A 13,324-nucleotide genomic window follows, 5' to 3' on the forward strand; every position below is an offset into this window, starting at 1 on the left:
ATGCGCGGGGCTCAGGCGGCGCGTTTGGCGCGCAGCTCTTCGGTGATCCGGCGGATGTTCGCCAGCCCCGCTCCGATGCCGTGGAGCGAGGGCTCCGCGCCTTCGAACTCGAGCGAAACGTAGCCATCGTAACCGCTGTCCAGCAGCCGCTCGATCATGCCGCGGGTGTCGAGATTGCCGTGCCCGAACACCGATCCCATAATGTGCTGGCCGTAGTAGGTTTCCAGCCAGCCGGGGCCCGGATAGCGGTTGCGCACGTGGAAATCCTTCAGGTGCACATAGGCAGCCTGATGCAGGCAAGCACGCGTTCCAATCTCTGCAAGCTCATCAACACAAAGGAAATTTCCAACATCCAGCGTCATACGGAAGTTGCTGTGATTGACCGCATGGATAAGCCGGTTGACCCGCTCGGAACCGTTCATGAAGAAGCCGTGGTTCTCGATGCTGGTGACCACGCCGCGGGCTGCGCCATGCTCTGCGATCTCGCGGCAGGCCTCGACGATGCCGGGGAAGGCCTGCTCAAACTCGGCGGTGTTCTGCAGCCGGCGCGCCCACGGCACCACGTCGTGCCGGAGGAAGCCGACGCCAAGATCGGCGCACAGATCGACGTAGCGCTTCGCACGGTCGATCTGCGCGCGCCGACCGGCAGCGTCGCAATCGATGAAGCTGGCCGGGATGCACAGGCCGGACAGCGGGACACCCGATGCCTGCGACGCCGCTTTCAGCCGCCCCACCGACTCGGCATCCGCGCCAAGATCGTAGGTCATCTGCTCTGCCAGTCCCGGCCCCATGGTCAACGTTGCCAGTTCAAGATGTTCGGTCCCTTGCTCGGCCAGCCAAGTAAATACATCCTCGATCTGCATTTCCCCTTTTTGCAGAAGGGGAAGAAAACTGTAGGAACTTACGCCCAGTTTCAAGAGGGACTCCTGTTGGTTAAAAAAATCGCGTATCTCGAAAAATAAGATACACCTGCCGCCGCGTCACAACAAGCGCATTGACACGAGCACCCCAAATACCTCAGGAGAGCGCGTGAAGAGAATAAAAACCGGAGCACCGTCGCAATGATCCCCCAATCCGCAGATGTCGTCATCGTCGGCAGTGGCCCGACCGGGTCCGCCTATGCCCGCATCATCCGCCGCGATTGGCCGGAGGCGCGGATCCTCATGGTCGAGGCTGGGCCGCAGACCAGCCCGCAACCGGGCACGCACCTCGTCAATCTCGGCGCGGATCAGGCGGCGGCGGAACTTTCTGCGCAAGGCCCCGAACGCACGCCCTATGCGCCGATCACCGAAGAGGAATGGGCCGCTCGGAAAGCCGGCGCGCATGACGCTTCGCTGCTGCGCCGCCAAGGGCTGTTCATCGCCAACACCGACGCCCGCGATGCCGATCTTTTCGCCGGCTTCTCTGCTGCTGCCGTTGGCGGTATGGGCACGCAATGGACCGCCGGCTGCCCTTGGCCCGCAGCCTGCGAGCGCCCCGACTTCATCGCCGAAAACGAAATGACCGAGGCGCTGGAACTGGCCGACCAGCTTCTGGGTGCCGACCCGCATGCCTTTCCCGAGGACACAAGCTCCGAGGCGATGCGGCAGCGGCTTGCTGCGATCTTCGACGCGGGCCGACCCGAGGATCGTCGCGTGCAGCCGATGCCGCTGGCAGTGACCCGTACCGAAACCGGCGTGCGCCGGCACGGCACCGACGTGGTCCTCGGCGAGATGGTGGACGAGCCCGTCGAGCGCTTCCAAATTCTTGCCGACACCGCCTGCCGCCGCATTCTGCATGAAAATGGCCGGGCGACCGGGGTCGACCTGGCTCGCCCGGGCAGCGACGAAACCACCACCGTTCGCGCCGGAACGGTCGTCGTCGCCGCGGACTCGCTGCATGGGCCGCAACTGCTGCACGCCTCCGGCATCCGGCCCGAGGCACTCGGCCGCACGATCAACGATCACTATCAGGTCACCCGGCTCATTCAGGTCGACGAACCCGGTCCGCTAAGCTCGATGTCGTGGATTCCGCGCACCGACGAGGATTTCCCGTTCTCGGTCACCATCGGCGGTGCCGGTCCGCACCAGTTGCCCTTCCCGGTCGACATCGACGGCACCCCGGTGCTGATCGGGATCTTCGTGGCCTCCGATCTGGTCGAGGACAGCCGCATGGTCTTTGACGACAGCCGCACCGACTGGAAGGGCCTGCCCGCCTTCTCGATCGATGCGCGACCCACAGCCGCCGATCGTGCCCGCATCAAGGACGGGCACGCGCTGGTCGAGCAGATCACCGAAGCGCTTGGCCGGCCCATCCCCGGTCTGGACATCGCCGAACTGCCGATCGGCAGCGCCCTGCACTACCAAGGCACGCTGCGCATGGGCGCGACGGACGATGGCACCAGCGTCTGCGATCCGCAAAGCCGGGTCTGGGGCTTCGACAACCTGCACGTGGCCGGCAACGGCGTGATCCCCACCGTCACCGCGACCAATCCCACACCCTATTGCGTCGCGCTGGCCACCATCGGCGCGCGCGCCATCGCCGCCGCGCGCCGCAGCGCCTGACACCCCCTGACCGACGGAGACCCCGATGACCAAACAAACCCTCAAAGTGATGGTCGTGGGCCTGGGCCAGATGGGCCGCAGCCACGCCCTCGCCTACCACGGCCACGCCGGATTCGAGATCGTCGGGCTGGTGAACCGCTCGACGCCGGAACTGCCCGAGGCGCTGGCCGACTACCCGCTGCACCATGATTTCGCCGCGGCGCTCGCTGAACTGAAGCCCGACGTGGTGTCGATCGCCACACACACCAACACCCACGCCGATTTCGCCGTCGCGGCCATGGAGGCAGGCGCGCATGTCTTCGTCGAAAAGCCGCTGGCGGCCAATGTCGCGGATGCGCAGCGCGTGGTGGATGCGGCAAAGGCCCACAATCGCAAGCTGGTGGTCGGTTATATCCTGCGCCACCACCCGTCCTGGATGCGGCTGATCGCAGAGTCGCGGGCACTTGGCGGCCCCTTCGTGTTCCGCATGAACCTCAATCAGCAATCCTCTGGCGCGGCCTGGGGAATCCACAAGTCGATCATGCAGACCACCTCGCCGATCGTCGATTGCGGCGTGCATTATGTCGACGTGATGTGCCAGATCACCGACGCCAAGCCGGTACAGGTGCGCGGCATGGGCGTGCCGCTTGCCAAGGGGCTGGGCATTCCCGACGGCATGTACAACTACGGCCAGTTCCAAGTGCTGTTCGACGACGGCAGCGCCGGCTGGTACGAGGCCGGTTGGGGACCGATGATCTCGGAGACGGCTTTCTTCGTGAAAGATGTGATGTCACCCAAGGGCTCGGTCTCCATCGTCATGGAAGAAGGCGCGCATTCGGCCGACATCAATGCACACACCCAGACCTCGCGCATCCGCGTCCACCACGCCGAGATCGACGCGCAGGACAAGCTCACGCGCAGCGACGACTGGCTCGACATGGCCGACGAGCCCGGCCACCAAGAGCTCTGCGACCGCGAGCAGGATTATCTGTACCGCGCCATCACGGACGACATCGACCTCGACAAACACATGACCGACGCGGTCAATTCGCTCGGCATCTGCTTGGCCGCCGACGAGAGCATCCGCAGCGGCCACGCGGTCGACCTTTGATGCAAGACGGCAGGTGCCGGCAACGGCCCTGCCCCCCCGAAAAGCCCTCTGAAGCGCTGAGGCGCAGCTGTTGACCGGCAGCGCAGCAGGCTTGATCCAGACAAGCGCCACCAGATCAAGCGTGGCCTTGCGCGTTCCTCCGCGCCCGCGGCTTCGCCCCCTGCTGTCGCACCGTTGCGCAAGTCAGCGCGCGGCTACGGCGCCTCGCACCTCGCGCGTCTCTCGCGACCAAAGCGCTGAAATGCCGAAACAAAAAGGCGCCTAAGGGACGCCGCAGCGCGTCCCGACTTGGTCCCGAAGCGGCGCCGAGCGCCCGCGGCCAGGTTTCGGGGGCCAGGTTTCGGGCGACACTCGTTTCAAAGCTGAAAGGCGTGCGGAAGCCACGGCCAGCCGGAACCGAGCCACGTCGAACTTTTCTATCGTTAATCCAAAATTCAGAGATTCTTCCGAGACTGGCTCTCGATACGCGCGGCGTGTTGGACCATTACTGCTAGCGCAGTGCCCTTTTTGCCAACCGCGTGACAGACGCTCGCCAAGGTACGCAGCACTGCAAAGTACGCGGCACTGCAAGGTACGCGGCACTGCAGGCAAACGTCTAAAACGAGTGCTCACTGTGGCCGCCAACAGCTCGCCGCAAGAGATGTAACTGGTATTTCCCGGCTTCGCCGGGGTGTTTGGGAATGAATATGAGCTACTATCGCACAGCCTACAGAACGCTCCAATCGCCCTACAAATTCCACAGCCCGTTCTTTGGTAGCCCCCCCTCAGTCGACAGTGGACACACCAGCTTCTGGACCAAGCTCGCGGCGGCAAAGTGGTCTGGCCTCTCATTCCTTAAGGACCTTTGGCGAGACAGCAGATGCTCAGACGCGGACCCCACGCACCCACTCACTGGCGCGATCTCGGGGCGCTATTTCGTCGATCTTGACGCCAACGCTCTCGATGACGGCGAGCCCGGCGTCGCTGGTGCGCCTGTCCGGCTTTACAGCAGCTCCAACGGAGAGCTTAGCCTGATTGCGACCACCACCAGCGCCGAAGATGGCAGCTATCGCTTCGACGGGCTCGCGGCGGGCGATTACCGTGTGGCCTTCGGCACCCCCGACGACATCGAAAGCGGCACCTATAGCGGAATGCAGTTCGTGGCGTCAGATGCAGGGGACGACGCGCGCGACAGTGACGTCACCGAGCCCGCCACCGGGCAGACCGACCTCATCACTCTGGCGAAAGATGAAGAACGCACAGACGTTGACGCGGGCCTGCGCACACCAAATATCGCTCCGATCGCCATCGACGAAGGCGTCGAGGGCTGCGCCGATCGCCCGATCACTCTCGATTTCTCGGAAAATTACTCCGATCCCGACAGCGCCAGTGTCTCGGTGACCCTGATCGATGGCCAGCCAATCGTCGCTGGCGGCCCTGCGGTGAGCCTCTCCGATGGCGCAAGCGTCACTCTGACAGCAGAAGATCAGTTCATCTTCGATGGTTCGAGCGCCTATGCCGCGCTCGACATCGGTGAGCGCCAGAGCGCCGCATACAGCGTCACCGTAACCGACAGCGATGGCGCCACAGCCGAGGCGAGCCTCGAAGTAACATACTGCGGCGACGCCAATTCTCTCGACAGCTGGGCGGCCGCGCTGCCGCAATCTGTCACCTTTCAAGTCCGCGCAACGGATATCGTGCGCCCGGTCGAAACCTCGGCCTACGACCTTCGCATTGTAAACGCCGGCACAGATGGTCGGCTCGACGGCACCTATCTCGCGCAGGCTTATTGTGTGAGCCGCCGCGAGCCGATCTCTGGCGCCGAAGACATCGATCTCGCCCCAGAGATCACCGGCGCGCTGGTTGTCTTCGACGACCCGAATGTGGCGGATGTCTTCACGCTAAACGGCCCGTCAGTGTTCAACGGCCAGACCGCGACCGACAACCTTGATCTAATCAACTGGATCCTCAATCAAGATTTCGAAAACAGCGGCTTCACCGGCTGGGAAGTTCAACGCGCCCTGTGGGAACTCACCGATGATCAGGACATGGGCTTTCTCGATGGGATCGATCCGGGCTTTGGTCACGACGCGCAGGTTCAGGCCATCCTGACTATGGCAGCCGCCCACGAAGGCTACCGGCCCGGCACCGGAGACAGCATTGGCGTCCTGATCGACCCGGACCCGGGCGATCCAGACAATCAGCAACCTTTCATCGCTGCGCTCGAGTTTGAGGCCTACGATTGCCTTTGCTGAGACGTCGCCCGGCCCTATTCGAGCAAATTCTAGCCCGAACAAAGAAAGCGGCGCCAACAAACATCGGCAAGCGGGGCTCTTGCACCGAGCCTGACCAAGATATGCAAGAAAGGACTACCGACATGAAGAAGATTTCCGCACGCCTGCTCATCGCCGGGTCCGTGACCGGTGTTTTGGCCATCCTAACCGCGACCGAAGCGGCCCTCGCCTGCAGTCCGGGCAGCCTCTCGGGTTGTGCGCCAACCACTGTGCCCGAGATCAGCGCAACGCATGGTAGCGCAGCACTTGCAACGGTCGCTGCCGTCATGCTGATCGCTTGGGAACGTCGGCGCTTTCGCCGCACCCGCTAAACTCCGAAAAGCACGCGCCAGCATGCCACCCTCCAAGGCCTGCAGTTGTGCCGCGGTGCACGGCATGGGGCGCGGAGGAAAGCCGAGCCATGCACCTTCCAGGAGCCACAGCGGGCCGTTCGAAGCGGGACATCCGCTTGCCGATTATGCTGCTTCTCGTCGCGGCGGAGCTTCTGGCGATCAGCCTCGCCTACCAGCACGAGTTCAGTTTCACATGCCGTGCGCACCTACCGGACTGGCTCTGCGCTGCACTTGGCCGGATGGTGCCTCGCGCCATCGGCGCAAGCGCAGCGATCGGTCTCTTCGCCGCCGCACATCGCGGCGCGTTACAAGGCCGCGCAATACTTCGGCCCGGCCCCATATGGCGACCTTTGGCGCTGCATGCCGCAGGTTTCGTCCTGATCCTCGCGCCATGGGCCGGCCTGAGCGATACCAGCCCGCCGGCGACCATAACTCTCGCGCTTGTTAGCTGGTCCGCCGGCATGGCGCTGAGCCTCATCGGGCTGGTCTTGTCAGTGGCGACTGTCGAGGCGTGGCGCGACCTGCTGCGGCGCCACGGCCCAAGCCTTTCCGGCCTTCTGGCAATCGGGCTGGCCGCACCGGAGTTGGCAGATCGGCTGCGGCCGCTCTGGCACATAGAGGGCGTCACCGAGTTGACCTTCTCCGCCGTGGTCCAAACGCTCGAAAGTCTTGGGCACAGCGTCCTGACCCTGCCCGACGAGAAACTAATTGGCACCCATGAGTTCGTGATCGCCGTCGGTGCCGAATGCGCCGGGGTGGAAGGGGCCGTGCTCATTGCGCTCTTCGTGACACTTTACATCTTTCTCTTCCGCAAGGACCTTCGGTTCCCGCAGGTTCTACTGCTCTACCCTCTGGGGCTGCTGCTGAGCTGGGGATTCAATATTCTGCGTATCTCGGCACTGCTGCTCATCGGACTGGGGGGATATCCCGAACTGGCGATCGGCGGGTTTCACAGCCACGCAGGCTGGCTCGCCTTCACTGGCCTGTCGCTCTTGTTGATCCTGCTGGCACGCAATGTTCCAGCCCTGCGGCGCGCGCCGCCACCAAACACCGGCCACATCTCTCCTTGCAGTCCGCCCACGCGCTTCTTCACCGATCCGCAAGTGGCGCGTCTCCTCCCCTTCGCGGTGATGATGAGTTCTGTGTTGATGATCTCCACCCTCTCAGCCACGCCGGTGCATCTCTACCCATGGCGTGCCTTGGCTATGGCGGTCGGGCTGGCCCCCTTCTTACCGTTTCTACGCGACCTGTGTTGGCGGATCGATTTTATGGCCATCGGAATCGGCGTTGGTGTCGCGGTTGTATGGGGTCTCGCTGCGCCATCTGTTGCCGAGACATCGCAGTCCGCACCGCAGGGCGGGCTGTGGTTGCTGGCCCGTCTGCTGGGCACAGTGTTGCTTGTGCCCGTGATCGAAGAGCTGTTCTTTCGCGACTACCTTCTGAGCCTGCTTCCCGGCAAGCGCCTTGCCGCCGCGGTTCTTTCGACGGCCAGCTTCGCGGCGTTGCATGATCGCTGGATCGTCGCCGCTTTCGCGGGCGTGGCCTTCCTGCTGCTGCGCCTCAAGCGGCAGAATGTGACCGCAGCGATCCTCGCCCATATGGTGGCGAACGGATTGATCGCGCTATGGGCGCTTTTCACTGGAAACTGGCAAATCATTTGACTGAAGACAGGCTGCCCAGAAGTCATAGTTCTCCAAACAACGCCATGGCCCAAATAGGCCAACGTACCAGTAGAAATCAGCGAAATCTGGATCAAGTTTCTACAGAAACACTGCATCACGGCTTGGATAATCTTCACCACTCTACAACCAACCCAACACTCAGAAAATTCTCGAAGATATCCGTCTGTTAAGACCGGTTAATGCCGCAATTCGCGCAATCTTTGCCCCAGATCTCCGCCTAATCCCAATGCCGTGCCTTGCTGCGACATTTGGGAAAGACGCGATGAGTGACCTTCAGACGATCGAAGACAGCCCGGAAGACACTGGGGAAGACACTGGGACCGCGACGGTTCTGACCGTATCGACACAGGCGGAGTTCAAGGCCGCGTGCTGGACGCTGGCGCAAAACGGCGGCGGCACAATAAAGCTCGAAGCGGGCGAAACCTACGCGCTGCAAATGAGCGATTACCTCGACACGATGGAAGACTCGCCGCTCACGATCACCTCGTCGGACCCGGACGATCCTGCGGTGCTGAGCTACGTGAACCTGCGCGAGCGCGAGAACATCACCTTCGACGGGGTCAAATTTGACGCCGCCTTCGGGGACGTGCCGGTCCACACGATGCTGCAGATCACCGATTGCGAGAACATCCGGATCATCAATTGCGACATGACCTCGAGTGCCGAGGGCGTTCTCGGGGTCGCGGGCGCCTTCACACCGGGCCTCAATCTTGCGACGGTGCGTAGCTCGGACGGGATCGTGTTCTCGGGCAACACCGCGACGGGGTTTCTGCAGGGGCTGACCGTGATGGACAGCTACGACACCACCGTCACCGGCAACGCGTTCTCGGGCTTTCAGGGCGACGGAATACGGATCGCCGGCGCGTCCGGCCTGCTGGTCGAAGGCAACCACATGCATGACTTCGTCGGCGCGGTATATGAGAAGAACCACCCGGATTTCATCCAAATCTGGGGCAGCAATATCGCGGTCAACAACGAGAACATCACCATCCGCGAGAACATTCTCGATACTGGTGATGGCCAAGCCTATCAGGGCATCTTTGGTCGCAACGAGGATCTGGCGAAAAACGGCTTCCTTTACGAGGGGCTCGTGGTCGAACACAACGTAATCTACTCGCCGTTCTGGGCCGGTATTTCGCTGTCGGACACGCTGGGCGCGGTGGTCCGCAACAACACGGTGATCAACAACCCCGATGCGCATATGACCCGGGCCGACGGCACCACCACGACCGGAACGATGAGCTCTTGGATCAAGGTGTCGGGGCAGGACGGCCTTGTCGAAAACAATATCGCGCACAACACTTGGGGCGCCGAGGACAACGCCGTTCTTGGAACGGCGGCAACCGGCGACGGCGCGGATGTCTACAGCCATTTCGTGAATATCGAGGCCGGCGGCTCGGGGGATATGCGCGACCTGATGCTGCGTCCTGACAGCCCGCTGAACGGTTCTGCCGGCAGCCGCCTGACGTGGTGGAGCGAGCCCGACGCGGGGCTTAGGGCCATTGCCGACGTCACGATCGATGCGGCGGACAAATCTGTCGTGCATCTGGATGCCGCACTGAGCCACGCAGCAGGCGGCGACCTTGCGGAAGCCTCCTTCGTCTGGAGCTTCGACGATGGCACCACGCTGACCGGGCGCAGCGTCTCGCATGACTTTGTCGCAGCCGGACGCCACAGCTACACGCTCACCGTCACCGATCGCGACGGCACCAGTGACAGCATCACGCGGACCGTGACGCTTGAGGATACCGTCACCCTCGACCTGCAGATCGGCGACGACGGACTGCAAGATCGCTCCAACTTCGATCTCGATCTTGCCATCGCCAGTTCCGTCGCCATCGAAGACGGCTGGATCGATCTTGGCGATCAGGCCCGCATCGGGATCAGCCGCTTCGAGCCCCGGCTGTTCGACCTCACCAGCCTGAATTACGAAATGACGCTGAAACCGGACGACGGGGCCTCGGGCGCGTTCCTGCACCAATACGGTACGCTCGGCGCCTCTCTGGATGAGGCGGGCCGGGTCACCTTCTACGTCTCTACCAGCAACGGGCTGTTCAAGGCGATCACGGAAGAGCCGATCTTTGCAGATGGCGAGGCGCATCACCTCAACCTCGTCTATAGCGATCAGGCGCAAATGGTCGGGATTTACGTCGATGGCGCGCTTGCCGCCAGCGCCGAAGCCTCCGGCATCACCGCACCGATGAAATTTTGGGGCCTGACCTTTGGGCACAGCTGGGGTGACGGGCTGGACACCTTGATGAAAGACGTCCGGCTGAGCACCGAAGCCCCGACAGGTGAGGTCATCGCCCGCAATTATGCCGAGCTTCGCGCCGCTGACATCGCCGCGGATTTCTGCCTCGAAGCCTCTGGCCATTCTGCGCTGCCCGAAGCGCTCGCCGAGGCTCTGGCCGGTTCGGAGAGTTTCGAGGTCGCCATCGACTTGAGCGCTGCCATGGATGAAACCGCGGGCCGACTGCTCTATCTCAGGGATTGCCTGTCGCTGGAGATCGCAGAAGACGGCTCCGTCACCTTTGCCCTGCAGACGTTGGAAAATGGCTGGAAAGCCATCACGTCGGGGCCGGTCGACCTGCACGATGGCACGACGCATCGGCTCTCGGTGGTCTACGACTCCGAGCTTGGGATCATGCAACTGCGCGACGATGGCGAGGTGATTGCGCAGGCCACCCACTTTGGTCAGACCCCCGCGTCAACAGTCGAGGGGCTGACCCTCGACCAGCTTTGCGTGCAAGGCACCGCGGATGTTCAGCTCAGCAATATCGAGATATGGAACACGGCGCGCATCGCATCGGCCCGAGACATCGCCGAAACCTTGGGAGCCAGCTACGATATCGCGCCACGCGACTGTGTCACAACCAGCGGAGACGGCGCCGCACCGACAGAGCCCCAGCCGCCGGAACCCGATGCGCTATTGTCGCTGAATTTCAATGATGGCACCTTCAGCGACGCAAGCCGACACCAGGTCACCGCATCCAACTTCGACACCGACAAATTCGTCTTTAGCGCCCATGAAGACGGAATGGCGCTGGAGATACAACGTGGCGATCACATAAGCCTCGACCGCGAGTTCGGCGAATTCTACGCCCGAGACAGTTTCGAATTTTCCTTCAGCCTCCGCAGCGACACGCCAAACGGAGAGAACGTTTTCGGCATCCACCATGCGATGAGCTTTCAGGTGCGCGGCGACGACGCGCGCTTCTGGATGAAGACCGAGCAGGGCACCTTCATCGTGCGCTCTGACGCCGACGTGCTGGCGGACAGGGAATGGCACGACGTGATCGTCAGCTACGATTCCGATGCCGGACGCCTCGCCCTAAGCATCGATGGCGCGGTCGTCGATCAGATCGAGGCCTCCGGCACTACATATGCGTTGCAGTACCACAGCTTCAAATTCGGAAATCAATGGGGATCTCAGGGTTTCGACGGTGGCATAGATAACTTTGTGATGCACGAGTCTCCGACCCAGATATCTTCTGGCGAAACCGACGCTCTGGCTGTCGCAGGCGCGAATGATTTCGACCTCGGCTGAGACCTGCCGCATGAAATATCTAGGACGCCAGACGCTCACTCAACGCTCATTCTGGCGGCCTATTCATTATCACAGTCCTTTCTTGGCAATATTCACCCAATATTAAGTAAACCTCTCCCTAACTGATGTTAAATTCTTGTAGAATTGGGGACTTGGGGCACTTGGAACTGTTTTATTTCCGCCATCCTGCGGGAAACTTCGGCGACGATATGAACGCTTGGATCTGGGACGCACTCCTCCCCGGGTGGCGCTCTTGGCCTTCGCCCGGCACGCTGATCGGGCTTGGCACCATCCTCAACAGCGAGCTTGAACTTCCCAAGGGTCCAAAGCTCGTCATCGGGGCCGGCACCGGCTATGGGCACTTGCCGGACGTTTCGGATGCCCGTCAGTGGGACATCCGCGCGCTGAGGGGGCCCCTGTCTGCGGACCGACTTGGCCTGCCCCGCGACAGGGGAATTGTCGATCCTGCCGTCATGCTGCCCCGTCTTGCAGTCTTCGCCAATATCACTCGCTCCGGCGACACGCCGATCTTTATCCCGCATCTGTCGGGACGCGATCGGCACGATTGGCCCGCGGTCTGCCGGAAAGCCGGACTGCGCTACGTCTCCCCCAGCGGTGCGGCGCACGACGTCATCCGCGAAATCGCCCGCGCCCCTTTGGTGCTCGCAGAGTCGATGCATGCAGCGATCATCGCCGACGCTTTCAGAACGCCGTGGATCGCGGTCTCGGTCTCGAACCTGATCAATCGCAGCAAATGGGCCGATTGGGCGGCCAGCCTTGAGATCGACCTCGACATTCACGATCTTTTCCCCGAATTCACCAGCGCAAGACGCAGGCTGCGGCGCGTATGGGCGCGTCCCGCGTCGGCTTTGGCCTCTGCCGCTTCGGCAGGCGCGAAGGCTCCCCCCGACAGCCCGCCCCGGCGCAGCGTTCCACGCCGCATGAAGCTTGCCTTGCGCATTGCCTACGAACAGCCGCTGATCGCTGCACGCCTACAGGCCGCCTGCAAGCGCGCCCCAACGCTCAGCGAACCAGTCGTCTTGCGGGAACGGCAGGACAGGTATCAGGCCACACTCGACGCGGTCATCGAAGACTACGCCCTCACAAGCTCGGCATGTCCGACCTGACGCGCAAGCTCTTCAAAGGCGCGGCTTGGCTCAGCGCAGCGCGGCTCTTGATCAATCTCGTCAAGGCCGGCTCGACCCTCGTGATCGCGTGGTTTATCTCCCCCGACGACTACGGGATCGTTGCGATTGCCGCGACGGTCTTGGTGATCCTGTCCTCGGTGACGGACATGCAACTGGGGGAGGCGCTGATCGGGACAAAGACCGCCGATGCCACACTGCTCCACACGGTCTGGACCCTCGGAGCCTTGCGCGGGCTTGCACTGTCCCTGGGAATGGCCGGGCTGGCGGTGCCCCTGGCGCATCTGTATGGAGACGAGCGGTTGGTCGCTGTCCTGCTGGTTCTGAGCGCACAGCCCTTCATCGCCGGGCTTGCCAGCCCACAAATGTTCCTACAGCAACGCCAGCTTAACTTCCGGTTCGAATTCGTGCTGACGGTGACGCAAAAGCTCTCTGGCGCGGCTGTGATGATCGGGCTGGCGGTTTCTCTGCGCAGCTATTGGGCGCTGATCATTGGATCGGTCTTCGAAGCGGCATTGGGCGTCGTGATTTCTTTCTTGCTGATCCGATACCGGCCTCGCCCATCGCTGCGTGCCTTCAGCGCGATCTGGGGGTTTTCGCTGTGGATGACGCTGAGCCAGTTGGACACCTCCGGAAACCACTGGCTGATTGATGATCATCGTGATTCACTGTCCGTAACGGGTGGAGGGGATCATGGCCAAGCAATCAGGGT

The 13,324-nt window shown here is 62.4% G+C and carries 9 protein-coding genes; 8 read left to right on the plus strand and 1 reads right to left on the minus strand.

Annotated elements, in window-relative coordinates; all coding sequences use genetic code 11:
• Nucleotides 1-11: 11 nt before the first annotated feature.
• Nucleotides 12-863 (minus strand): sugar phosphate isomerase/epimerase family protein, encoded by an 852-nt coding sequence (locus ACXAJT_RS13870; RefSeq protein ID WP_475236167.1) that lies wholly within the window; start codon nucleotides 861-863, stop codon nucleotides 12-14.
• Nucleotides 864-1,061: 198 nt separating this feature from the next.
• Between ACXAJT_RS13870 and ACXAJT_RS13875 the strand changes: the two genes are divergently transcribed.
• The 8 genes from ACXAJT_RS13875 to ACXAJT_RS13910 all read left to right on the plus strand — a co-directional run.
• Nucleotides 1,062-2,543 carry a GMC oxidoreductase gene (locus ACXAJT_RS13875; protein WP_475236168.1) on the plus strand — a complete coding sequence of 494 codons (1,482 nt, stop codon included), beginning with the start codon at nucleotides 1,062-1,064 and terminating at the stop codon, nucleotides 2,541-2,543.
• A 25-nt stretch (nucleotides 2,544-2,568) separates the two neighbouring features.
• Nucleotides 2,569-3,633: a Gfo/Idh/MocA family protein gene (locus tag ACXAJT_RS13880; RefSeq protein WP_475236171.1), complete on the plus strand. Its 1,065-nt coding sequence runs from the start codon at nucleotides 2,569-2,571 to the stop codon at nucleotides 3,631-3,633.
• Between the two features lie 686 nt (nucleotides 3,634-4,319).
• Entirely contained in the window at nucleotides 4,320-5,867 is a 1,548-nt protein-coding gene (locus tag ACXAJT_RS13885; protein ID WP_475236172.1) for an SdrD B-like domain-containing protein, read from the plus strand.
• A gap of 122 nt (nucleotides 5,868-5,989) precedes the next feature.
• Nucleotides 5,990-6,217 carry a VPEID-CTERM sorting domain-containing protein gene (locus tag ACXAJT_RS13890; RefSeq protein WP_475236174.1) on the plus strand — a complete coding sequence of 76 codons (228 nt, stop codon included), beginning with the start codon at nucleotides 5,990-5,992 and terminating at the stop codon, nucleotides 6,215-6,217.
• Nucleotides 6,218-6,363: 146 nt separating this feature from the next.
• Entirely contained in the window at nucleotides 6,364-7,899 is a 1,536-nt protein-coding gene (gene xrtE / locus ACXAJT_RS13895) for an exosortase E/protease, VPEID-CTERM system (RefSeq protein ID WP_475236185.1), read from the plus strand.
• 283 nt (nucleotides 7,900-8,182) lie between these two features.
• On the plus strand, nucleotides 8,183-11,467 hold the full coding sequence (locus ACXAJT_RS13900; RefSeq protein WP_475236177.1) for a LamG-like jellyroll fold domain-containing protein: 3,285 nt from the start codon (nucleotides 8,183-8,185) through the stop codon (nucleotides 11,465-11,467).
• A gap of 161 nt (nucleotides 11,468-11,628) precedes the next feature.
• Nucleotides 11,629-12,594, plus strand: a complete 966-nt coding sequence (locus tag ACXAJT_RS13905; RefSeq protein WP_475236180.1) for a polysaccharide pyruvyl transferase family protein — start codon at nucleotides 11,629-11,631, stop codon at nucleotides 12,592-12,594.
• Nucleotides 12,582-13,324 (plus strand): oligosaccharide flippase family protein (locus ACXAJT_RS13910; RefSeq protein ID WP_475236182.1); only part of this gene is annotated, 743 nt, incomplete at its 3' end. The genes ACXAJT_RS13905 and ACXAJT_RS13910, both read left to right, overlap by 13 nt.

The organism is Salipiger sp. ABF4_146, from assembly GCF_056161345.1.